This window comes from Streptomyces lavendulae subsp. lavendulae (genome assembly GCF_002803845.1).
In the GTDB taxonomy this organism is placed as follows: Bacteria; Actinomycetota; Actinomycetes; order Streptomycetales; family Streptomycetaceae; genus Streptomyces; species Streptomyces lavendulae.
This window is the reverse complement of sequence record NZ_CP024985.1, coordinates 1,140,676-1,161,893: the sequence shown is the minus strand read 5'-3', so window position 1 is coordinate 1,161,893 and position 21,218 is coordinate 1,140,676. Positions and strand designations below refer to the sequence as shown.

Sequence of the window (21,218 nt, the reverse complement as noted above, 5' to 3'; positions counted from 1 at the left end):
GTGTCCGAAGTCGAGAAGAGCGGGATCATCGCGAAGATGATCGGGCCCAAGAAGCGGTGGAGGGCGTACAGGGCTCGCGTCAAGGAGCTCCCGGAGGGCCACCGCGCGGCGGTCGGGGCGATCGAGCGGCACCTCATGCACTTCGTGCCGACCGACGCCGACAGCAATGCGTCGATGTTCGAAGATCTCGCCGACCTGTTCGAGCAGGCGGTGGCGGACGGGACGCCGATCCGCGAGGTCGTCGGGGAGGACCCGGTGGAGTTCGCCGAGACCTTCGCCCAGAACTACTCGGACGGTGGCTACGTCCCCGCCCGTGCGCGCAAGCGGCTCGCCGACGACATCGGGCGCGCCGCCGCCGAAGACACCGCAGGGGCGGACGGGACCGTCTGACGGCGACACGGCACATGTCCTCGGGGGTGGCCCGCACCGTGCGGGCCACCCGGGACGGTTTCGCAGCATCGAACAGGGGGATTCACGGTGGGAAACGGCAACAACGGCCTCTCCGGAGCAGGACTGCGCAGACTGCGCGAGGTGCTGCGACGGCACGTGGAGTCCGGAAAGGTTCCCGGGCTCGTCGCCCTGGTGGGCCGGGGCGAGGAAACGCACGTCGAAGCGATCGGGACGATGCGTCATGACGGTGGCCCGCCGATGCGCCGGGACACCATCTTCCGGATGGCCTCGACGACCAAGCCGGTCGCGGTCGCCGCGACCATGGTCCTGCTGGACGAGTGCCGGCTGCGGCTCGACGACCCGGTGGACCCGTGGCTGCCCGAGCTCGCCGACCGGCGGGTGCTCCAGCGGGCCGACGCTCCGCTGGAGGACACCGTACCGGCGCGGCGTCCGATCACCGTGCGGGACCTGCTCACCTCCACCTGCGGGCTCGGGCTGGACATGACGGCGATGGGCTCCCCGATGATGAGCGCCTACTTCGAGCAGCGGGTCTACGGCGAGAACGGATGGATGCTCCCGGCAGTGGAGCCGGACGAGTGGATGCGCCGCCTCGGCACGCTTCCGCTGATGTACCAGCCCGGGGAGCGGTGGCTGTACAACGTCAGCGACGACGTGCTCGGGGTGCTGGTGGCCAGGGTCACCGGCCGGTCGTTCGAGGCGTTCCTGCGCGAGCGCATCTTCGATCCGCTGGGGATGAAGGACACGGGGTTCCACGTGCCCGCCGACAAGATCGACCGGCTGCCGCCCCTGTACGCCCCCGATCCGCAGACCGGCGGGTTCGAGGTGGCGGACGAGGCCGAAGGCGGACACCACAGCCGGCCCCCGGCGTTCCAGTCGGGCGGCGGCGGACTCGACTCCACCGTCGACGACTACCACGCCTACTTCCGGATGCTGCTCGACCACGGGATGCACGGGACCGAGCGGATCCTGTCCCGGCCCGCCGTCGAGCTGATGACCGGCAACCGCCTCCCGGCCGAGCAGACGGCCGCCCTCCAGGCATGGGGGCGCAGTGTCGTCCACCTGTCACACGGTCAGGGACAGACCGGCGGCTGGGGTTTCGGGATGACGGTGCGCACCTACCGGGGCGACTACGCGCCCGTCGGCCAGTTCGGCTGGGACGGCGGAGCCGGCACCACGACCTACGCCGACCCCCACAACCGGCTCGTCGGCATCCTCCTCACCCAGACCGGGATGTCCACCCCGGACTCGGCGCGGGCCATCCACGACTTCTGGACCACGCTCTACCAGGCGATCGACGACTGACCTGCCTGCCGCCCTTGCCCGGCGGGCCGCTCCTGCTCCGCGGCCCGGGCGGGGGCCGGGTGTCGGCCCGGTGGGGTCAGGGCGTGGCTGGCGATCACGGCGGCCTGGACCCGCCGTTCCACCCCCAGCTTGATGAACAGCCGCGAGATGATGTTCTTGACGGTCTTCTCCGCGAGGTACAGCCGCTTGCCGATCTCCCGGTTGGTGAGCCCCTCGCTGACCATGAGGAGGATCTCCTTCTCCCGGTCCGTGAAGCCGGGCAGCCCCGGGGCCCGCTCCTCCTCGGGGACCTCCCCGCGCATGCGCGCCATCAGCCGTGTGGTGGCCCCGGGGTCGAGCATGGACCGGCCCGAAGCCACCGTCCGCACGGCGGTCACCAGGTCGGTGCCGGTGATCTGCTTCAGGACGTACCCGGAGGCACCCGCCATCACGGCGTCCAGCAGCGCGTCCTCGTCGTCGAAGGAGGTGAGCATCAGGCAGGCGAGCCCGGGCATCTGCGAGCGCAGCTCGCGGCACACGCTCACCCCGTCGCCGTCCTGGAGCCGGACGTCCAGGATCGCGACCCGGGGACGCAGTGCCGGAATGCGGATCAGCGCCTGTTCCGCCGTGCCCGCTTCGCCGACCACCGTCAGGTCGGGTTCGGCGTCCAGCAGGTCGTGCACTCCCCGGCGTACGACCTCGTGGTCGTCGAGCAGGAAGACGCGGATGGGCTCCGCCGCGGGGGAGGGGGCACCGCTGCCGGTCATGACGCGACTCCTTCGCCTGGGTTCGCCCTGGACGCACGGACACCCGCATCCTGCCCGCCGGACGGGCCGTCCGGACAGGGCCGATCGGCCCTCATCGGACGCGGGGTTCCGGAGGGAACCGTCGCAACGGGCCTCGCGAAAGGGACCTTCGGCCCTGTCCGAGGGCCTGCCGGGCCTTCCCGGGCGCGGGTGGCACCGGATGAACTGACGGCGCACGGGGAACAGCGCGGCTCCACGGAGCCGCACGCAGCGCGGAGGACGCGATGACGACCGCCTTGATCGACCTGAAGACCGTGGCCCGGGACGACCGCGGGCTGCGGATAGCCCTGGCCGGAGAACTCGACTTCTACACGGCCGGGCAAGTGGGGCCGCGCCTGCGCGAACTCGCCGGATCCGGCCACCGGAACATCGTCCTGGACCTGTGCGGCCTCGCCTTCTGCGACAGCGCGGGCATCGACCTCCTGACCCGTCTCGACCGCCACTGCCGCGTGGCGGGAACGCGGCTCCTCCTGTGCGACGTACCACCGCTGGTGGTCAAGTCGATGCGGGTGCTGTCCGCCGACCACGGCCTGAAGTTCGTCGTCTCGTGATCACGGAGGTACCGACCATGGACCAGGACGGCATACGGCGGCCCGCCGGCCGGCACATGTGGGAGCTGGACCGCGCCGAGGCCCTGGAGCTCCTCGCCACGGTGCCGCTCGGACGCATCGTCTTCACGCAGCACGCGCTGCCCGCCGTACGGCCGGTGAACCACCTCGTCGAGGGCGAGGACGTCATCATCCGGATCCACGAGGGCGGCGCGCTGGCCTCCCTGGCGGCCCCGGTCGACGCGCCGGGCGTGGTGGTGGCGTACGAGGCGGACGCCATCGATCCCCACACCCACCTCGGCTGGAGCGTCGTCGTCACCGGCTACGCGCGACCCGTGGCCGACGCCGAGGACCTCGGCCGGTACGCGGACCTGCTGCGCCCCTGGGTGGGGCGGCCGATGACCGGAGCCCTGCGGATCCGCCCGGACCTCGTCACGGGATTCCGGCTGGAGGCCGCGCCGCCGCCCGCCCTGGCGGTCGGCGGCTGAGCCCGTACCGCCCCCCTCAGCGGCTGCCGGGGAGCGGCGCCCGCCACACGAGCCTGCTGCCGCCCTTCTCGGGGGTCTCGATGGTGAAGGACCCGTCCATGTCCCGGGCCCGCTCGTCGAGGTTGCGCAGCCCGCTCCTGCGGCCCTGTGCGGGAATGCCCGTGCCGTTGTCCGAGACGGTCAGCACGATCTCGCCCCGCGCGGCCTTGAGGGTCACGCCGACCCGGGTCGCCCGCGCGTGACGGGCCGCGTTGCTGAGCAGCTCGCCCAGCACCGCCACCACGTGGTCGGCGAGCCGCGCGGGTACGTCGGTGTCGAGGAGCCCCTCCATGCTCAGGCGCGGCGGATGACCGAGGGAGGCCGCCGCGTCGCCGACGGCACGGGCGGCGCGTGCCCGCAGCCCGGGTCCGCTCTCGCGGTCCTTGGTGCGGAGCCCGAAGATCGTCGAGCGGATGATCTTGATGGTCTCGTCCAGGTCGTCGACCGCCCGGCCCACCCGCTCGGCAGCCCCTTCGTGCTCCACGAGCCGGGCGGCGCTCTGCAAGGTCATGCCGGTGGCGAAGAGCCGCTGGATGGCCAGGTCGTGCAGGTCGCGGGCGATCCGGTCGCGTTCCTCCAGCAGCGCTATCTGCTCGGCGTCCCGGCGCCGTTCCGCCAGCTCCAGGGCGATCGCCGCCTGACCCGCGAAGGCGACGATCGGCTCCAGCTCGCCCTCCCCGAATGCCGGATCGCCCGCCGGGCGCGAGAGCAGCAGGACGCCCCGGCTCTCCCCGCCCGCCGTGCCCAACGGCACCGCCACGGCGGGCCCCAGCCCGTCCCGCCCCCGCGTCCGGCCCTCGGCCGGATAGCGTCCGTCGTCCGAGGCCTGCATGGCCGTCACGGGCTTGCCCGCCCGGTGCGCGGCACCGGAGAGCGTCCCGTCGAAGGGGACGACGAGGCCCTGCCACGCCGCTCCGTCCGCGCCGGCGGCGAACTCCACGACCAGGCCGTCGACTCCGTCCACCGGCACGGCTATGTTCGCGAGCCGCGCCGCGGTGATCTCCTGGGCACGGCGGGCGATCAGCTCCAGCACCGCCGGGCGCGAACTGCCCGACAGCAGGCTCTCGGTGATCTCCGCATTGGCCCTGAGCCACAACTGCTGGCGCCGCGCCCCCTCGTAGAGCCGCGCGTTGTCGATCGCCACGCCCGCCGCCACCGAGAGGGTGGAGATCACGGTCTCGTCCTCGGTGTCGAAGTCGACCCCGCCCCGCTTGTCGGTGAGGTAGAGGTTCCCGAACACCTCGTCACGGACCCGGATCGGCACCCCGAGGAACGTGCGCATGGGCGGATGGTGGGCCGGGAACCCGTACGAGGAGGAGTGCGCTCCGAGATCGGTCAGCCGCAGCGGCTCCGGGTGGTGGATGACCTCGCCGAGCAGGCCGTGGCCGGCCGGCAGGGGACCGATGTCGGCGATCTGCCCGTCGGTGAGCCCGACGGTCAGGAACTGGGCGAGCGTACGGCCGTCGGGCCCGATCACGCCCAGGGCCCCGTACTCGGCGTCCACCAGCAGCGCGGCCGCCTCCACGATGCGCCGGAGCACCTGGGCGAGGTCCAGCTCCCGCCCCACCGACACGACGGCCTCCAGCAGGCTGTGCACCCGGTCGCGGGTGCCGCGCACCTCGTCGATGCGCGCCTGGAGCTCGTCCAGCAGCTCGTCCAGCCGCATCCTCGGTACCTGCGTCAACGGATCGCCCACACCCACTCGTTTCCCTTCCGGCTGCCGCCCGATGCCCCCGGCCAACGGCCAGCGTATCGACACGCCGGGGCCCGGAGGACATCGTTGCGCGCGGACGTCCGCCGTGACTGACTTGATCGAAGTGTCCGACGACGAAGGGGAGGGAACGGTAATGGGACTCGGCAAGGCGGTCTACGAGGCCGAACTGCTACGGCTCCAGACGGAGCTGGTCAGGCTCCAGGAGTGGGTGCGCGCGGAGGGCGCCCGCCTGGTGGTCGTCTTCGAGGGCCGCGACGCCGCGGGCAAGGGCGGCACGATCAAACGCGTCGCCGAACACCTCAACCCCCGCGCGGCACGCATCGCGGCCCTCCCGAAGCCGACGGAGCGGGAGCGCACGCAGTGGTACTTCCAGCGCTACGTGGCGCACCTGCCGGCCGCCGGGGAGATCGTGCTGTTCGACCGCAGCTGGTACAACCGCGCCGGGGTCGAGCACGTCATGGGCTTCTGCACGCCGGCGGAACACCAGCTCTTCCTGCGGCAGTGCCCGGTCTTCGAGCGGATGCTGGCCGAAGAGGGGATCCTGCTCCGCAAGTACTGGTTCTCCGTCAGCGACACCGTCCAGGAAGAGCGGTTCCGCCGCCGGGCGGAGGATCCGCTGCGGCGCTGGAAGCTCTCCCCGATGGACCTGGAGTCCCTCACGCGCTGGGAGGACTACTCGCGGGCCAAGGACGACATGCTGGTCCACACGGACACGGCGGACGCCCCCTGGTACGTGGTCGAGAGCGACGACAAGCGCAGCGCGAGGATCAACATGATCGCCCACCTGCTGTCCTCGATCCCCTACGGGGACGTGGCCCTGCCGCCGCTCGTCCTGCCGTCCCGGCCCCCGTCGACGGGGTACGAGAGGCCGCCCAAGGAGCTCCTGACCCTCGTGCCCGACCACGCGGCCACGCTCCGCAAGGACTGACCCGCGGGGGCCTCCTGTGCGCCGGGGGGTCCTCCCTGGTTCACTGGGCCATATGGGGACGGGGTTGTTCGCGCGGGTACGGCGGCTGGTGGCGCACGAGGGGCGGTGGATGGCGAGCCTCGGGTTGTGGGTGGCCCGCCGCACGCACGGGGTCGGGGAAGGGGACACCGCTGTCGGGTACGCGCGTGCTCAGGCGCCGACTTCGTACGGGCTGGTCTTCGTGTTCGCGGTCGAGACGGTCGGGGTGTCCTTCATGCTCGCCGCGTATCCGGTCGCGCACCTGGTCATGCTGGTGCTCGACCTCTACACGGTGTTCCTGGTCCTGGGGCTGCATGCCGCCGCCGTCACCCGCCCGCACGTCGTGGGACCGGGCGGACTGCGGGTGCGGCGCGGTGCGCGGATCGATCTGCGGATACCGCTGGAACGGATCGCCTCCGCCCGCCACGACGTCCGCTTCCCCGACGCGAACAGGACCGAGGACGGGGTGCTGGACCTGGCCGTCGCGTCGCAGACCTCGATCACCATCGAGCTGACCCGACCGGTCACCGTGGTGGGTCTGTCGGGGCGGCGCACGGAGGTGCACACGGTCCGCTGCCACGCCGACGAACCGCGGGCCGCCCTCGCGGCGATCGGGGAACTGCTGCCGGTGGACCGCTGACGGGGCCGGCCCGTTTCGCCCCGAACCCCGTTCCCTTGCGGAGCCGTCAGAGGACGGAGGTGTTCAGGAGGCGGTTGGGAGTTCCCGCGGGGACGGCCGTCAGGGCGTCCCGGGTGGCCTGCTGGGTGACCCAGGTACGCACCTGGGCGGGGGTGGCGCCGGGGTGGGCCGAGAGGTAGAGGGCCACCGCGCCCGTCACGTGCGGGGTGGCCCACGAGGTGGCGGCGGAGTCGCTGCTGACGGTGTCGGGGGTGCCCGCCAGCGCGGAGGTGATCCTGTCTCCGGGTGCGTACAGGTCCACGCAGGACCCGTACCCGGAACCGAAGCCCTCGGTGTCCCGCCAGTGGCGGTCGTCGGCCGTGGCGGCGGCCACGACGATGGCGCCGTGGGCGCCCGCCGGGGAGTGCCCGCAGGCGTCGTCGTTGAAGTTGCCCGCCGCGACGACGGCCGGGATCCCGGACTCGACCATGTGCTGCACGGCGGCGTCGAGCGCCGGTGAGCGGGTCTTGAGGTTGAGGGACATGTTGACCACGGCCGGGCGCCGGGCGTGGGCGGTCACCCACTCGACCGCCTTGACGACGGAGGCCTCGGCCGGCGGGGGAGTGCCCGCGCCCGGGCCGCTGCTGCCGCCGCCCTCCTCGCAGCCGATGGCCTGGACGCGCACGAGCTCGGCCCCGGGGGCGACCCCGTAGGTGTGGCCGCCGATGATGCCGGCCACGAACGTGCCGTGGCCCAGCCCCTCCGAGTCGGAGCAGTCCCCGGTGTCGGGGGCACCGACGAAGTCGGCGCCCGGGGTGGCGCGTCCGGCGAACTCGGGGTGCTTGATGTCCATGCCGGTGTCCAGCACGTAGACGTGCACCCCGCTGCCGTCGGTGCCCGCGGCGAAGCGGCCGTCGAGGGGGCGGGTGCGCTGGTCGAGCCGGTCCAGGTTCCACGGGACACCCGTACGCACCGCGGGGGTCGCACCCGTGTGCCCCGACGGCGCCGGGCTCCCCGGGGCGCTTCCGGAGGGGCGGGCCGTCGGGCGGGGGGAGGGGGAGCGGGAGGGGGAGGGGGAGGCCTGGGCGCTCCCGGATCCGCCGGTGGGCCGGGCGGGCGCTGCGGGATCCGGGTCTCCGGACGGGGTGCAGGCCGAGAGCCCCAGTGCCACCGCCACCGCGGTGACCAGCATCGCGTTCCCGTACGAGCGTCTCATGTCCCGTCCCCGTCCCATCGCCCGTCGCCGCTCCGGCCGTCCGCCGTCAACGGCCCAGACGCTCCGGGGGAGCGCACCGGTTGCACCGGCGGCTCGTCCGGCGCCGGCTCCACGGGGTCCGCCGGGCCCGGCGGCGACTGCGGGCAGCCGCCGAAGCTGCCGGGCCCGGCAGTCGGCTCACACGGTGGCCGTCGCGGCCCGGGCGAGAACGGCCCCGGTGTCCACTCCGGTCGGAAGGGTGCCGTACGCGCCGCCGTGCTCGCCGCCCAGCCGCGACGCGCAGAAGGCGTCGGAGACCGCGGCCGGGGCGTGCCGCAGCAGCAGCGACGCCTGCAGCACCAGGGCCATGGTCTCGGTCAGCTGCCGGGCCCGGTACTCGGCCCCGGCGGGATCGGCGAGCTGCTTGTGCAGCCCCGCCACCGCCGCGTCCAGGTGCCGGTCGGCCCCGGCCGCCCGGCCCACCTCGGCGAAGAAGGCCTCGACGGTCTCCGGCTGCCGCGCCATGGCCCGCAGCGAGTCCAGGGCGGCCACGTTCCCCGAGCCCTCCCAGATCGAGGAGAGCGGCGCCTCGCGGTAGAGGCGCGGCATGCCCGAGTCCTCGACGTAGCCGTTGCCGCCAAGGCATTCGAGGGCTTCCGCGGCGTGCCCGGGAGCACGCTTGCACACCCAGTACTTGGTCACGGCCAGGCCCAGCCGACGCAGCAGCGCCTCGTCCGAGTCGCCGCGCGCGACCCGGTCGGTGGCCCCCGCCAGGCGCATGGCGACGGCCGTCGCGGCCTCGGATTCCAGGGCCAGGTCGGCCAGGACGTTGCGCATCAGGGGCTGGTCGACGAGGGCCTTGCCGAACGCCCGCCGGTGGGTGGCGTGGTGGACGGCCCGGATCAGGCCGAGCCGCATCCCGGAGGCCCCGCCGAGCACGCAGTCGAGGCGGGTCGTGTTGACCATCTCGATGATGGTCGCGACCCCGCGCCCCTCCTCGCCCACGAGCCAGCCGAAGGCCCCGTCGTACTCGATCTCGGACGAGGCGTTGGAACGGTTGCCCAGCTTGTCCTTGAGGCGCTGGAGCAGCAGCCGGTTGCGGGTGCCGTCGGGCAGGACCCGCGGCAGCAGGAAGCAGGACAGCCCTCCCGGGGCCTGCGCCAGGGTCAGGAACACGTCCGACATGGGCGCCGAGGTGAACCACTTGTGCCCGGTCAGCCGGTACGTGCCGTCCCCGGCCGGTACGGCGGTCGTGGTGTTGGCGCGGACGTCCGAGCCGCCCTGCTTCTCGGTCATCGACATGCCGGCGATCAGCCCGCGCTTGGTGTCGGGCCGGCGCAGCCCGAAGTCGTACGTGCGGGAGGCGAGCAGCGGCTCCAGCCACTCGGCCAGGGCGGGCGCGGCGCGCAGCGCCGGGACGGCGGCGTACGTCATGGAGACCGGGCAGGTGTGGCCCGCCTCGACCTGGCTCCAGACGATGAACTTCGCGGCGCGGGCCACGTGCGCGCCCGGCTCGTCCTGCGCCCAGGGGGCCGCGTGCAGCCCGTGCGAGACGGCGGTGTGCATCAGCTCGTGCCAGTACGGGTGGAACTCGACCTCGTCGATCCGGTGGCCGTAGCGGTCGTGGGTGCGCAGGACGGGCTCGTTCTCGTTGGCCAGCCGGCCCCACTCCGCCGCCTGCTCGGAACCGGCGAGGACGCCGAGGCGGTGCAGCTCGGGCGCGGCCCGGCCGGCCCCCTCGCGGGCGAGGGCCTCCAGCAGGGCCGGATCCGCGGCGGCGTCGTAACCGTGGTGCGGTGGTACCTGGTTGGTGACCTCATGCGTCTGCGGCATCGTGTCCTCCAAGGGCACGCAGGGTGAAGGTGATCAGGCCGGGGATGACCTCGCCCGGGGCCGCGTCGCCGTCGGCGAGCGGTCCGACGAGCGCTTCCGCGATCGCCCCGACCAGTGCGGCCGCCGTCAGTTCGGGTGCCTGCGGCGGCAGTTCGCCGACGGCCACGCCCGCGGCGACCTGCCGGGCGAACACGTCGCGGAACGCCCGCCGGAAGACGAGGCGTTCGGTGTCGACGGCCGGGTCCGCCGGTTCCGCCAGCAGGGCGAAGGCCCGCCGGGGCGCCTGGAGCGCCCGCGAGGCGAAGGTCTCCACGGCTGCGGCCACCCGATGGGCGGAGGTACCGGGCCGGTCGGCGGCGGCGGTCACCGCCTCCACCTCCCGTGCCACCAGGGTCCGGAAGAGGGCGGCGGCGAGCTCGGACTTGCCGGAGAACGACTGGTAGACGCTTCCGGTGGAGATACCGGCCTCGGCCGCGATCGCGGCGACGGAGCAGCCGGCGTACCCCTCCCGGGCGAGCAGACGGACGGCGGCTTCCAGGACCCGGTCACGGCGCGCGTCGAGACGGGCCTGCACGGCGGGCGGTCGGCGGTAGGGCATGGGAAGAATTGAAGCAGTGATTCACTGCTTCACACCAGACCCGCGCGGGAACCCGTCACGTCGTGCGCGGGCGCGCTCGTACTCCTGGAAGCCGTCCCGGACCCCGATGAGGACCTCGCCGAGGACGAGGTGGCCGTCGCTGATGAGCGGGGTGTCGCGCAGGGCCTCGACGAGGAAGTAGTACGCGCCCAGGTCCTCGGTCTCCAGCACGGCGAAGTCCGAGAAGCCGCCGTTGAAGGCCTCGGCGTCGAAGAACCGGGCCGTGATCCGGTCCGCGTACTGCGCGAAGACCGGCTCGATGTGCGTGGTGCGCATCCGGTTGCGCTCCTCGCGCGACAGCGCCAGCCAGCGCGGAGTGAGCGTGTAGGTCAGCACGATGCAGTACTTCACGAGTCCGGTCCCTCAAGCAATTGTTTACGGTGTTAACTCTCGGGGAGAGCTAAAGTGATACCCGTTAACTTTGTCAAGTGGAAGGCGGGCCCGCGCAGATGACGGACACCCCGGAAACGGCCGCGGGAAGGCGGCGCCACCGCGTACGTGAGGAGGCGCTGTCCGATGCCATGCGCATCGCGCGGCGGCTGCTGGTCGAGGAGGGCCCGGAGGCGGTGACCGTGCGGGCCGTCGCCCGCGAGATGGGCCTGACCGCGCCGGGCCTGTACCGCTACTACGCCGGCCACCGGGAGCTGGTCCAGGCCCTGGTCTCGCACCTGTACGACGAGCTGGCCGCCGCCCTGGCCGCGGCGCGCGACGGGCTGCCCGCCGGGGAGCCGGGGCAGCGGCTGCGCGAGGTCTGCCGCGAGCTGCGCCGCTGGGCGCTGGCCCACCCGCGGGAGTTCGCCCTGCTGTTCGCCAAGCCCGTGGCGGACGCCGACACCGCGCCCGGCGCCCCCGCCCACGACCCCAGCTGGCGCTTCGGGGGCGTCCTCCTCGGTCTCATGGTCGAACTCTCGCGGCGCGGCGCCGTCCGGACCCCCGCCGGGCTGGACCCCGTCTGGGCGGCGCAGCTGGAGGAGGTGCGCGAGCACCTGGCGGGGGAGCCGGTACCGCTGGAGGTGATCTACGTCTTCGTCGCCTGCTGGGCGCGGTTGTACGGGGCCGTCGCGGTGGAGGTCTTCGGACACCTCGACTTCGCCCTCACCGACCCCGGGCCGCTCTTCGAGCACACGGTCGGCGAGATCCTCACCGCGCTGGGTGACCCGGCCCGCTGAGAGGCTGGTCGCTGCCGTCCCCGAGGGCGTTGTCGACGTAGGCCGCGAGCGAGGACCGCAGGTCTTCGGGCGTCATCTTCCGTTCGTCGATCAGGTGGGCGACGAGGTCGGCGCGGAGGGCGGCGAGCAGTGCGTGGGCGGTGAAGTCCGGGTCGTGGACGGTGGGCACGCCGTCGAGCTCCGACCGGAGCATGTCGTGCCACCAGCCGTAGTGGTCGGCCCGGTAGGGGCTGCTGATCCCGGCCTCCTCCGCGGCCGACATCAGGTTCCGGTTCGCGATCTTGAAGCGCAGCGAGGCGTCGAGGAGGTCCAGTACCCGCTGTCGCGGCGCGGATCCGGGCGTCTCCCGCGCCTCCACCACGTCGCGCTTGAGGGGTTCGAGGCGGGAGGCGATCACGGCACCGATCAGGCCGGCGCGGTCCCCGAAGCGTCGGAAGAGGGTGCCCTTGCCGACGCCTGCGGCCGTGGCGATCTCGTCCATCGACACGCCGTGGGGGCTGCTGCTGGAGGCGAAGAGGGCGTCGGCGGCGGCCAGGACGGCCTCTCGGTTGCGCAGGGCGTCCGCGCGTTCCGGCCGCTGGGTCACGGGGTCCTCCTGATGCATGGTGTCCGACGGCCCGGGTGGTGCGGGCCAGTCGACGATACGCGCTGTCGTGCGCCGGACGCGCCGGTCACCCCTCCTCCCCCCTTCCCGGCGGAGGGTCAGCCGCGCGGCGCCACCTCCCTTTCCACGAAGGTGCGGAAGGTGCCCGGGGGACGGCCGGTCAGGCGCTGGACGGTGTCCGTGGTGCGGTCCTCGGCCCCGGCCGCGATGGCCCGGTCCATGGAGGCCAGCATGGTGGCGAACTCCAGCGGGATCTCGGCCGCCCAGCGGTCGCGCAACTCCTCGAAGGTCAGGTGCCGGTGCACGACGGTCCGGCCGGTGACCTGGCTGATGATCGCGGCGACCTCGTCGTAGCTCAGGGCCCGGGGGCCGGTCAGGACGAGGTCGGTGTCGGGGGACCGGGCATCGGTCAGTGCGCGTACGGCGACGGCGGCGATGTCCTCGGCGTCGACGAATCCGACGCGGCCGTCGCCCGCGGCCGTCGAGATCGCGCCGGACTCGCGGATGCTGCGCGCGTGGGGGGTGTCGCCGGTGAAGTTCTGCATGAACCAGGAGGGCCGCAGTACCGCCCACTGCTCGACCAGGGCGGGCAGTTCCCGGTGGACCTGCCCCACGGCCGGCCCGCCCTCGGGGATCGCCGAGGAGCTGAGCAGAACGGCGCGGCGCAGCCCCGTGGCTCTGGCCCGGCGGAGGAAGGGCAGCATGACGGCGGCCGGGTCGGAGGAGCCGATGGGCGGGACGAGGTAGGCGCGGTCGGCGCCGTCGAGGGCCGCGTCCCAGGTCGAGGGGTCGTTCCAGTCGAAACGGACGGCCTGTGCGCCCTCCACGGGGGTGGCGCCGCGGCCGGCGGCCTTGACCCGGTGGCCTTCGGCGAGGAGCCCGGCGGTGACGCGACGGCCGGTGGTGCCGGTGGCTCCGATGACCAGGGTGGCGTCGCGGTCTCTCATCGGCCCGCTCCCGCGAAGCCGGCGTCGGCCTGCGATACGGCGAGGGGGTTCCAGTAGTCGCGGTAGGAGGTGATGAGGCCGTCCTCGGCGGTTACCACGGCGATGTAGGTCATGTCGAAGGGGCGGCCGGTCTTCACCAGGCGGCCGACCCCGCGCATCTCGACCACGATCGTCCCGGGGGCGGTCGTCCGGTGGACCGTCACGTCGGGGAAGTCGTGGAGGTCGATGTGGTCGGGGTAGCGGCGCATGTAGTCCGCGACGGCCCGCCGGCCCTCCAGCCGTACCGGCCACCCCTCGGGCGCGAAGGGGAACTCCATGACGCCGTCCTCGTGCCACAGGCCGACCCAGCCGTCGATGTCCTTCTCCAGGAGCAGGCGCAGGCCGTGGCGGTAGAGCTCGTCGGGTTCCGTGCGGATGGTCATGGTGGGGACTTCCGTTCTGCTCGAAGGCGCGGCGCTCGCGGCGACAAAAGCGGACCAGCGGTCCGCATGAATGGAGTATGCGGACCGCTGGTCCGTTTTGCAAGCGGAGAAGTGGGGAGCCGTCCCCCGTCCGCAGTAAGAATGCGTCGGAATTGTCGTATTTGCTGGGATAAGTGATCAGGGTGCGTACGCTGGCCCAGCCGTCGGTGTCGATGGCTGATTCCTTGCCGTGCGACAGGAGCTCCCCACCATGGCCACTCCTGCCCGCTCCTCGCGCCTGCGCGCGTGGATGCTGGAAGGCCTGACCGCGCAGAACGGTTCGCCCGCCGCCAAGGAGGCCGCGGCCCAGCCCCACGGGCGACCGTGGTGGCGGGTCATGTGCCTGACCGGCCTGGACTACTTCTCCACCCTCGGCTACCAGCCCGGCATCGCCGCGCTCGCCGCCGGGCTGCTCTCGCCGCTCGCCACCATCGTGCTCGTCCTGCTCACCCTGTTCGGCGCCCTGCCCGTCTACCGGCGGGTGGCCGAGGAGAGTCCGCACGGCGAGGGCTCCATCGCCATGCTGGAGCGGCTGCTGACGTTCTGGAAGGGCAAGCTGTTCGTCCTGACCCTGCTCGGGTTCGCGGCGACCGACTTCCTGATCACCATCACCCTCTCGGCCGCCGACGCGACCGCGCACCTGGTGGAGAACCCGCACCTCACCAGCACCCTGCACGGCCACGAGGTACCGATCACCCTGCTCATGATCGCCCTGCTGGGCGCGGTGTTCCTCAAGGGGTTCAGCGAGGCCATCGGGGTGGCCGTGGTGCTCGTCGCCACCTACCTGGGGCTGAACGTGGTGGTCGTGGCCGTGGGCCTGGGGGAGGTGATCAGCGAGCCTCACCTCATCCCCGACTGGACGGCCGCCCTGACGGCGGAGCACGGAAACCCGCTCATGATGATCGGCATCGCCCTCATCGTGTTTCCGAAACTCGCCCTGGGCCTCTCCGGGTTCGAGACCGGCGTGGCGGTCATGCCCCACGTCCAAGGCGATCCGGAGGACACCGAGGAGAAGCCGGCCGGCCGGATCCGCGGCGCCAGGAAGCTGCTGACGACCGCCGCCGTGATCATGAGCGTCTTCCTCATCACCAGCAGCTTCATCACCACGCTGCTGATCCCGCCCGCCCAGTTCCAGCCGGGCGGCCAGGCCAACGGCCGTGCCCTGGCCTATCTGGCCCACGAGTACCTGGGCTCCGCCTTCGGCACGGTCTACGACGTCTCGACGATCCTCATCCTCTGGTTCGCGGGCGCCTCCGCCATGGCCGGCCTGCTCAACCTCATGCCGCGCTACCTGCCCCGCTACGGCATGGCCCCCCACTGGGCCCGTGCCCTGCGCCCGATGGTCATCGTCTTCACGCTCATCGCGTTCCTCGTCACCTGGATCTTCGACGCCGACGTGGACGCGCAGGGCGGCGCCTACGCCACCGGTGTCCTGGTACTGATCACCTCGGCCGCCGTCGCGGTGACCATCGCGGCGCGCCGGGCGGGGGAGCGCGGCTGGACGATCGGTTTCGCAACCATCTCCGCGGTCTTCGTCTACACCACCGCCGTCAACGTGGCCGAACGCCCGGACGGCGTCAAGATCGGCGCCTGCTTCATCGGCGGCATCATGGCGCTCTCGCTGCTCTCCCGCCTCGCCCGCGTCTTCGAACTGCGCGTCACGCACCTGGAGCTCGACGACATGGCGCAGCGGTTCATCCGCGACACCGCCAACCGCACGATCCGGTTCATCGCCAACGAGCCGGACAGCCGTGACCTCACCGAGTACCGGCAGAAGAAGGAGCAGATCCGCGCGGACAACGACATCCCGGCCGCCGACGACGTGATGTTCGTCGAGGTCACGGTCCTGGACGCGTCCGAGTTCGAATCGAGCCTGAAGATCCGGGGCGAGGTGCTGCACGACCGCTACCGGGTCCTCACCCTGGAGAGCTCCAGCATCCCCAACGCGCTCGCCGCATTCCTGCTGCACGTCCGGGACGAGACCGGGCAGCGGCCGCACATCTACTTCGAGTGGACCGAGGGCAATCCGATGGCCAACTTCCTGCGCTTCTTCCTCTTCGGGCAGGGCGAGGTGGCCCCCGTCACCCGTGAGGTCATCCGCGCGGCCGAACCCGACCGGGCCCGCCGCCCCCACGTCCACGCGGGCTGACACCGGGATCCCGGCCGGGCCGGAGTCCCGCCGCCGGCCGTGGCCGGCGGCCCGGTGTCACACGCGGCCGCGGGCGGGGCGGCGCTGGCGGGTCCGGCCCTCGGGTTCGAGGTGCCTGCGGAACGGCGCCGAGTCCTCCAGGGCGGCCGTGAGCCGCTGATCCGCCGGCGGAGCCTCGTCCGCCGTCGCACCGAGCGCGGAGAGACCGACCATGGCCGCGAAGGGCTGCACGTCGGACGCTGTCGGCGTGGACGGCGTGGTCGGCGTGGCCGCCACGGTCGGCGTGGCCGCCGCCTCCGGCTGCCGCTGCCCGCGCGGGGTCGCGGCCGTGTCCGGCTCCACCCGGCGCTGCTCCGTCTCGAAGGTCCGCAGCAGGTCCGCCGCCACGCTCACCGCGATCGTGGCCGGCTCCTTGCCGGTGATCTCGGGCATCCCGATCGGGGTCTTGATCCGGTCGATGGTGGCGGCGTCGTGACCGCCCTCGGTGGACAGACGCTGCCGGAACCGCGTCCATTTGGCGGACGAGCCGATCAGGCCGATCGAGCCGAGGCCGGGGGTACGCAGAGCGGCGTCGCACAGCGCGGCGTCCTCGGCGTGATCGTGGGTCATGATCAGGACGTGGGTGCCGGGCGGCAGCTCCGCGAGCACCTCCTCCGGGAGGAGGGGCGTGTGGCGCACGTGGATCTGTGCCATCGCGTCCCCCAGCACGCCGAGCCGCTCGTCGGTGAGCATGTCGGCGCGGCTGTCGACCAGGTACAGGTCGAGGTTCTGGCGGGCGAGGATGCGCGCCAGCTCCAGTCCGACGTGCCCGACGCCGAAGACCGCCACCGCCTGGACCACCGGCAGCGGTTCGAGCAGCACCGTCACGGCCCCGCCGCAGCACTGGACGCCGTGGCGGCCGGTGACCTTGTCGTTGAGGGCGAACTCCATCAGCTCCGGCTCCGGGTCGGGCGCGACGTTCAGCTCGCGCGCCCGGTCGATGGCGACGGCCTCGATGTTGCCGCCGCCGATCGAACCCCACGTGTCGGTGAGCCCCACCACGAGTTTGGCACCGGCCCGGCGGGGCGCGTGGCCGCGCACGGTCGCGACGGTCACGAGCACACCGGGTTCCCGGCGTGCCCGCAACCGCGCGACCGCGGCCACCCACGTCATGTCAGGCATTGCTCAAAACGCTTGCGTCGACGAGGAGCTCGCTGCCGTCGCCCGCGTCGCCCTCGGGCCGCGTGCCGCCCTTGCGGGCCGCTTCGATCGCCCAGTACACGGCCTCCGGCGTCGCGGGGGCGCCGAGTTCCACGCTGGCTCCGGCGGGCCCGAACTCCGCGGCGGCCTGCCGCAGCGCCTCGCGCACCGAGAACGCCAGCATCAGCGGAGGCTCGCCGACCGCCTTGGACCCGTAGACCGCGCCCTCCTCGGTGGCGTTCTCCATCAGCCTGACGTTGAACTCCTCGGGCATCTCCGAGAAGCTCGGCAGCTTGTAGGTGCTCGCCGCCTGGGTCAGCAGCCGGCCGCGGTTCGGACCGTCACTGGTGTCCCAGCGCATGTCCTCCAGCGTGAGCCAGCCCGCGCCCTGCACGAAGCCGCCCTCGACCTGACCGATGTCGATCAGCGGGGAGAGGCTGTCGCCGACGTCGTGCACGATGTCGACGCGCCGGATCTTGTACTTGCCGGTGAAGCCGTCCACCTCGACCTCGCACGCGGCGACGCCGTAGGAGAAGTACTTGAACGGGGAGCCCTGGAAGGACTTCGCGTCCCAGTGCAGGCCCTCGGTCCGGTAGAAGCCGGACGCCGACAGCTGGACCCGCTGGAAGTACGCGCTGCGCACCAGGTCGTCCCAGGCCAGCTCCTTGTCGCTGCCGAGGATCCGGGCGACGCCCTCGACGATGCGCACGTCCGAGGCGTTCCCGCCCAGGTGGGTGCCGGCGACCTGGAGCAGCCGTCCGCGGATCTGCTCGCAGGCGTTCTTGATCGCGGCGCCGTTCAGGTCGGCACCGGAGCTGGCCGCGGTGGCCGAGGTGTTGGGCACCTTGTCCGTACGCGTCGGGGCGAGGCGCACCTTGTGCAGCGGGATGCCCAGCGTGGTCGCGGCCACCTGCATCATCTTGGTGTGCAGGCCCTGTCCCATCTCGGTGCCGCCGTGGTTGATCAGGACGGAGCCGTCCTTGTAGACCAGGACCAGCGCACCGGCCTGGTTGAAGGCGGTGAGGTTGAACGAGATGCCGAACTTGATCCCGGTGAGCGCGATCGCCCGCTTGGTGTGCGGGTGCGCGGCGTTGAAGGCCGCGATCTCACGCTTGCGGTCGGCGACGGCCGCGTCGTCCTGGACCTGCCGCCAGATGGTGGAGATCCGCTCGGGCTGGGGGACCGGCTGGCCGTACGGCGTCGACTGGCCCTGCCGGTAGAAGTTGCGCTCGCGCAGCTCCATCGGGTCCAAGCCGAGCAGCGGCGCGCACCGGCCGAGGATGTCCTCCATCACCAGCATGCCCTGGGGGCCGCCGAAGCCGCGGAAGGCGGTGTTGGAGGTCTTGTTGGTCTTGGCGATGCGACCGGCGACGCGGGCGTTGGGGATCCAGTACGTGTTGTCGATGTGGCACAGCGCGCGGGCCACCACCGGCTCGGACAGGTCCAGGCTCCAGCCGCCGTCGCCGGTCAGGGTGGCGTCCAGGGCCTGGATGTGGCCGTCGGCGTCGAAGCCGATCTTCCAGGTGGCGTGGAAGCCGTGGCGCTTGCCGGACATCGTCAGGTCCTGGGTGCGGTTGAGCCGCACCCGCACCGGCCGCCCGGTCAGCTTCGCGCCGAGGGCGGCGATGGCAGCGAACCCGTGCGGCTGCATCTCCTTGCCGCCGAAGCCGCCGCCCATCCGCAGGCACTGCACGGTCACCTCGTGACTGTGCAGGCCGAGGACGTGCGCGACGATCTCCTGCGTCTCCGAGGGGTGCTGGGTGCTGCTCTGGATGAACAGCTGCCCGGCCTCGTCGACGAGGGCCAGCGCCGCGTGCGTCTCCAGGTAGAAGTGCTCCTGGTCGGAGAACTGGAACTCACCCGTGAACACGTGCGCGGAATCGGCGAAGCCGGCGTCGATGTCTCCGGCCACCATCAGCGGCCGGGCGCCGTGGAAGCTCTCGGCCGCGATGGCTTCCTTCAGCGTGATCAGGGAGGGCAGTTCGTCGAGCTCGACCTCGACGGCCTCCGCACCGAGCCGGGCCGCCTCCAGGGTCTCACCGAGCACCCAGGCGACCGCGTGGCCGTGGAACATGACCGTGTCGGGGAAGAGCGGCTCGTCGTGCTTGATGCCGGCGTCGTTGACACCGGGCACGTCCGCCGCCGTGAGCACGCGGACCACACCGGGCACGGCGAGCGCGGGCTCGGTGCGCAGCGCCGTGATCCGGCCGTGGGTCTTGAAGACCTGGACCGGGTAGGCGTGCAGCACGTCCTTGGTGCGGTGGACGAGGTCGTCCGTGTAGAGCGCGGTGCCGGTGACGTGCAGCGTGGCGCTCTCGTGCGGCATGGATACGCCGACGACGGGCTTCTCGGGGATCTCGGACAACTGGCTCATGACGACACCGCCTCGGTGGTTTCGGCGTACAGCTTCAGCAGGCTCTGGCCGAGCATCGCGGAGCGGTAGCCGGCGCTGGCGCGGTGGTCGCTCATCGGGGTGCCCTGGGCCTTCAGCACCTCGGCCGCGGCTTCGACGGTCTGCGCCGACCACGGCTTGCCCTCCAGGGCGGCCTCGGTGGCGAGGGCGCGGATGGGGGTGGCGGCGACGCCGCCCAGGCCGATGCGCGCCTTGCGGACGATCCCGTCCTCGATGTCGAGGGCGAAGGCGACGGCCACGCTGGAGATGTCGTCGAAGCGCCGCTTGGCGATCTTGTGGAACGCGGTGACGGGCGACAGCGGCAGCGGGAAGCGCACCGCGCGGATCAGCTCGCCGGGACGGCGCACGCTCTGCCGGTAGCCGGTGAAGTAGTCCGCCAGCGGCACCTCGCGCTCGCCGTCGGCGTCGGCGAGCACCAGCGACGCCTCCAGGGCGAGCAGCACCGGCGGGCTGTCGCCGATGGGGGAGCCGGTACCCAGGTTGCCGCCGAAGGTGGCGCTGTTGCGGATGAGGCGGGACGCGAACTGCGGGAATAGTTCGGCCAGCAGCGGGACGCTGCCGTCGAGACGGCGCTCGATCTCGGTGAGCGTCAGTGCCGCTCCGATCTCGATGTGGTCGGATTCGACCTTCAGCCCACGGAGTTCCGAGAGCCGGTCGACCGCGACCACGCAGCCCGCGCGGCGGGAGCGGATGTTCACTTCCACGCCCCAGTCGGTGCTGCCGGCGACGACCACGGCCTCGGGCCGGTCGCGCAGCAGCTGCACCGCTTCGGCCAGGGTGCCCGGCCGCAGGAAGACGCTGTCGTCCTGGGTGTATTCGGTGGCGGCCGGCTCCGGCGGCGCCTGGTCCCGGCGCTGCGCGAGGACGTCGTCCTCGGTGGGCGAACCGACGGCGAACGCGGCATCGCGGATCGGGCGGTAACCGGTGCAGCGGCACAGGTTTCCGCTCAGCGAGTGCAGATCGAAACCGTTCGGACCGTGTTCGGCGTCCGCGTGGGCGGAGTCCGACGGCTCCGCGGATTCCGCGTGCGCGCAGCGGTCCGGCCGGTAGTACTCGGAGGCCATGCTGCAGATGAATCCCGGCGTGCAGTAACCGCACTGGGAGCCGCCGCGGACGGCCATCTCCTCCTGTACGGGGTGCAGCGCGGTCGGCGTGCCCGACTCGTCGACGGTGGCGAGGCCCTCGGAGGTGATGACCTCCTGGCCGTCGAGCGAAGCGACCGGGACCAGGCAGGCGTTGACCGCCACCCAGTCGGTGGGCTTGTTCACACCGGGACGGGCCACCAGGACGGAACAGGCGCCGCATTCACCCTCGGCGCAGCCTTCCTTGGTTCCGGTCAGGCCGCGATCGCGCAGGAAATCCAGCACCGTGGTGTGGGGTGCGGCCGGGGCGATGGGGGTTTCTTTTCCGTTGACCGTGATACGCGCCGCTACCATGGCACGTCCCCATTTCGGCGCGCGATTGATCTGACCATCCTAGTCGCCATTTCATGAGCTTTCTATTTCAGTGGCGCAGCTCGAAAACCCGGAGCGCAGCAGAGCAGCACGTTACGACGTGCCGTAAAGGGTGAAAGAGGTGGAGAGGTCCGGGGCCGCGACGGGCACGCCGGGAAGGGGGGCTGTTCAGCAGCCGTGTGCGACACGGCCAGGAGCCCAGGCGACCTGGTGAGCCGGGCGAGGCGCTGCGGAGATGGTGGACATCCGACTTCGCCTCCTTCCAGTTGCTCACGAGTCGCTGCGCTCGAATTTACGACGCCGTAGGTTCATTGGTCAAGCCTTA

At 72.2% G+C, this 21,218-nt stretch carries 19 protein-coding genes and 1 pseudogene; 8 read left to right on the top strand and 12 right to left on the bottom strand.

Going from position 1 to position 21,218, the window contains the following annotated elements; all coding sequences use genetic code 11:
* Both SLAV_RS05235 and SLAV_RS05230 read left to right on the top strand, forming a co-directional pair.
* Complete coding sequence (locus SLAV_RS05235) at positions 1 to 390, top strand: DUF1048 domain-containing protein (RefSeq protein WP_030242060.1); 390 nt, start codon at positions 1 to 3, stop codon at positions 388 to 390.
* 87 nt (positions 391 to 477) lie between these two features.
* Positions 478 to 1,713, top strand: a complete 1,236-nt coding sequence (locus SLAV_RS05230) for a serine hydrolase domain-containing protein (RefSeq protein ID WP_030242057.1) — start codon at positions 478 to 480, stop codon at positions 1,711 to 1,713.
* Here SLAV_RS05230 and SLAV_RS05225 read toward each other — a convergent pair.
* The gene (locus SLAV_RS05225) at positions 1,692 to 2,459 is read right to left on the bottom strand and encodes a response regulator (protein WP_078950779.1); all 768 of its coding nucleotides are present in this window, start codon (positions 2,457 to 2,459) and stop codon (positions 1,692 to 1,694) included. The genes SLAV_RS05230 and SLAV_RS05225 overlap by 22 nt on opposite strands.
* Before the next feature lie 263 nt (positions 2,460 to 2,722).
* On the opposite strand from SLAV_RS05225, the gene SLAV_RS05220 reads away from it, so the two are divergent.
* On the top strand, positions 2,723 to 3,049 hold the full coding sequence (locus SLAV_RS05220; RefSeq protein WP_051841581.1) for an STAS domain-containing protein: 327 nt from the start codon (positions 2,723 to 2,725) through the stop codon (positions 3,047 to 3,049).
* Positions 3,050 to 3,066: 17 nt separating this feature from the next.
* Positions 3,067 to 3,534: a pyridoxamine 5'-phosphate oxidase family protein gene (locus SLAV_RS05215; RefSeq protein WP_030242051.1), complete on the top strand. Its 468-nt coding sequence runs from the start codon at positions 3,067 to 3,069 to the stop codon at positions 3,532 to 3,534.
* Between the two features lie 16 nt (positions 3,535 to 3,550).
* Here SLAV_RS05215 and SLAV_RS05210 read toward each other — a convergent pair whose 3' ends face one another.
* Positions 3,551 to 5,239 (bottom strand): sensor histidine kinase, encoded by a 1,689-nt coding sequence (locus tag SLAV_RS05210; RefSeq protein ID WP_051841580.1) that lies wholly within the window; start codon positions 5,237 to 5,239, stop codon positions 3,551 to 3,553.
* Positions 5,240 to 5,420: 181 nt separating this feature from the next.
* On the opposite strand from SLAV_RS05210, the gene ppk2 reads away from it, so the two are divergent.
* Positions 5,421 to 6,215, top strand: a complete 795-nt coding sequence (gene ppk2 / locus SLAV_RS05205) for a polyphosphate kinase 2 (protein ID WP_030242046.1) — start codon at positions 5,421 to 5,423, stop codon at positions 6,213 to 6,215.
* Positions 6,216 to 6,267: 52 nt separating this feature from the next.
* Entirely contained in the window at positions 6,268 to 6,873 is a 606-nt protein-coding gene (locus SLAV_RS05200; protein WP_051841579.1) for a hypothetical protein, read from the top strand.
* Between the two features lie 46 nt (positions 6,874 to 6,919).
* Here SLAV_RS05200 and SLAV_RS05195 read toward each other — a convergent pair whose 3' ends face one another.
* The 4 genes from SLAV_RS05195 to SLAV_RS05180 all read right to left on the bottom strand — a co-directional run bounded on the left by SLAV_RS05195 (position 6,920) and on the right by SLAV_RS05180 (position 10,868).
* Positions 6,920 to 8,068 (bottom strand): S8 family peptidase, encoded by a 1,149-nt coding sequence (locus SLAV_RS05195; protein WP_244225234.1) that lies wholly within the window; start codon positions 8,066 to 8,068, stop codon positions 6,920 to 6,922.
* A gap of 177 nt (positions 8,069 to 8,245) precedes the next feature.
* The gene (locus SLAV_RS05190; RefSeq protein WP_030242008.1) at positions 8,246 to 9,880 is read right to left on the bottom strand and encodes an isovaleryl-CoA dehydrogenase; all 1,635 of its coding nucleotides are present in this window, start codon (positions 9,878 to 9,880) and stop codon (positions 8,246 to 8,248) included.
* Complete coding sequence (locus SLAV_RS05185) at positions 9,864 to 10,478, bottom strand: TetR/AcrR family transcriptional regulator (RefSeq protein WP_030242010.1); 615 nt, start codon at positions 10,476 to 10,478, stop codon at positions 9,864 to 9,866. Before SLAV_RS05185 ends, SLAV_RS05190 begins: the two co-directional genes overlap by 17 nt.
* A 21-nt stretch (positions 10,479 to 10,499) precedes the next feature.
* Positions 10,500 to 10,868 (bottom strand): darcynin family protein, encoded by a 369-nt coding sequence (locus SLAV_RS05180; RefSeq protein WP_051841576.1) that lies wholly within the window; start codon positions 10,866 to 10,868, stop codon positions 10,500 to 10,502.
* Positions 10,869 to 10,966: 98 nt separating this feature from the next.
* On the opposite strand from SLAV_RS05180, the gene SLAV_RS05175 reads away from it, so the two are divergent.
* Positions 10,967 to 11,686 carry a TetR/AcrR family transcriptional regulator gene (locus SLAV_RS05175; RefSeq protein WP_030242013.1) on the top strand — a complete coding sequence of 240 codons (720 nt, stop codon included), beginning with the start codon at positions 10,967 to 10,969 and terminating at the stop codon, positions 11,684 to 11,686.
* Here SLAV_RS05175 and SLAV_RS05170 read toward each other — a convergent pair.
* The 3 genes from SLAV_RS05170 to SLAV_RS05160 all read right to left on the bottom strand — a co-directional run bounded on the left by SLAV_RS05170 (position 11,658) and on the right by SLAV_RS05160 (position 13,659).
* The gene (locus tag SLAV_RS05170) at positions 11,658 to 12,272 is read right to left on the bottom strand and encodes a TetR/AcrR family transcriptional regulator (protein WP_051841577.1); all 615 of its coding nucleotides are present in this window, start codon (positions 12,270 to 12,272) and stop codon (positions 11,658 to 11,660) included. The genes SLAV_RS05175 and SLAV_RS05170 overlap by 29 nt on opposite strands.
* Before the next feature lie 116 nt (positions 12,273 to 12,388).
* Complete coding sequence (locus SLAV_RS05165; RefSeq protein WP_030242016.1) at positions 12,389 to 13,237, bottom strand: NmrA family NAD(P)-binding protein; 849 nt, start codon at positions 13,235 to 13,237, stop codon at positions 12,389 to 12,391.
* Positions 13,234 to 13,659 carry a nuclear transport factor 2 family protein gene (locus SLAV_RS05160; RefSeq protein WP_030242018.1) on the bottom strand — a complete coding sequence of 142 codons (426 nt, stop codon included), beginning with the start codon at positions 13,657 to 13,659 and terminating at the stop codon, positions 13,234 to 13,236. Before SLAV_RS05160 ends, SLAV_RS05165 begins: the two co-directional genes overlap by 4 nt.
* Before the next feature lie 250 nt (positions 13,660 to 13,909).
* On the opposite strand from SLAV_RS05160, the gene SLAV_RS05155 reads away from it, so the two are divergent.
* Entirely contained in the window at positions 13,910 to 15,847 is a 1,938-nt protein-coding gene (locus tag SLAV_RS05155) for an APC family permease (protein ID WP_100660789.1), read from the top strand.
* A gap of 351 nt (positions 15,848 to 16,198) precedes the next feature.
* On the opposite strand, the pseudogene xdhC reads toward SLAV_RS05155, so the two are convergent.
* The 3 genes and pseudogenes from xdhC to SLAV_RS05140 form a co-directional block, all read right to left on the bottom strand.
* Positions 16,199 to 16,999, bottom strand: a pseudogene (xdhC, locus tag SLAV_RS05150) (xanthine dehydrogenase accessory protein XdhC); the annotation flags it as partial.
* A 1-nt stretch (position 17,000) separates the two neighbouring features.
* Positions 17,001 to 19,400, bottom strand: a complete 2,400-nt coding sequence (xdhB, locus tag SLAV_RS05145; protein ID WP_030242022.1) for a xanthine dehydrogenase molybdopterin binding subunit — start codon at positions 19,398 to 19,400, stop codon at positions 17,001 to 17,003.
* Positions 19,397 to 20,875 carry a xanthine dehydrogenase small subunit gene (locus SLAV_RS05140; protein ID WP_030242023.1) on the bottom strand — a complete coding sequence of 493 codons (1,479 nt, stop codon included), beginning with the start codon at positions 20,873 to 20,875 and terminating at the stop codon, positions 19,397 to 19,399. Before SLAV_RS05140 ends, xdhB begins: the two co-directional genes overlap by 4 nt.
* Between the last annotated feature and the right edge of the window lie 343 nt (positions 20,876 to 21,218).

What these genes read in the sequence shown, in the direction of transcription:
- SLAV_RS05225 (WP_078950779.1), bottom strand. Translation starts at nt 2,459, where the DNA reads ATGACCGGCAGCGGTGCCCCCTCCCCCGCGGCGGAGCCCATCCGCGTC.
- SLAV_RS05220 (WP_051841581.1), top strand. Translation starts at nt 2,723, where the DNA reads ATGACGACCGCCTTGATCGACCTGAAGACCGTGGCCCGGGACGACCGC.
- SLAV_RS05215 (WP_030242051.1), top strand. Translation starts at nt 3,067, where the DNA reads ATGGACCAGGACGGCATACGGCGGCCCGCCGGCCGGCACATGTGGGAG.
- SLAV_RS05210 (WP_051841580.1), bottom strand. Translation starts at nt 5,239, where the DNA reads ATGCGGCTGGACGAGCTGCTGGACGAGCTCCAGGCGCGCATCGACGAG.
- ppk2 (WP_030242046.1), top strand. Translation starts at nt 5,421, where the DNA reads ATGGGACTCGGCAAGGCGGTCTACGAGGCCGAACTGCTACGGCTCCAG.
- SLAV_RS05200 (WP_051841579.1), top strand. Translation starts at nt 6,268, where the DNA reads ATGGGGACGGGGTTGTTCGCGCGGGTACGGCGGCTGGTGGCGCACGAG.
- SLAV_RS05195 (WP_244225234.1), bottom strand. Translation starts at nt 8,068, where the DNA reads ATGAGACGCTCGTACGGGAACGCGATGCTGGTCACCGCGGTGGCGGTG.
- SLAV_RS05190 (WP_030242008.1), bottom strand. Translation starts at nt 9,880, where the DNA reads ATGCCGCAGACGCATGAGGTCACCAACCAGGTACCACCGCACCACGGT.
- SLAV_RS05185 (WP_030242010.1), bottom strand. Translation starts at nt 10,478, where the DNA reads ATGCCCTACCGCCGACCGCCCGCCGTGCAGGCCCGTCTCGACGCGCGC.
- SLAV_RS05175 (WP_030242013.1), top strand. Translation starts at nt 10,967, where the DNA reads ATGACGGACACCCCGGAAACGGCCGCGGGAAGGCGGCGCCACCGCGTA.
- SLAV_RS05165 (WP_030242016.1), bottom strand. Translation starts at nt 13,237, where the DNA reads ATGAGAGACCGCGACGCCACCCTGGTCATCGGAGCCACCGGCACCACC.
- SLAV_RS05160 (WP_030242018.1), bottom strand. Translation starts at nt 13,659, where the DNA reads ATGACCATCCGCACGGAACCCGACGAGCTCTACCGCCACGGCCTGCGC.
- SLAV_RS05155 (WP_100660789.1), top strand. Translation starts at nt 13,910, where the DNA reads ATGGCCACTCCTGCCCGCTCCTCGCGCCTGCGCGCGTGGATGCTGGAA.
- xdhB (WP_030242022.1), bottom strand. Translation starts at nt 19,400, where the DNA reads ATGAGCCAGTTGTCCGAGATCCCCGAGAAGCCCGTCGTCGGCGTATCC.
- SLAV_RS05140 (WP_030242023.1), bottom strand. Translation starts at nt 20,875, where the DNA reads ATGGTAGCGGCGCGTATCACGGTCAACGGAAAAGAAACCCCCATCGCC.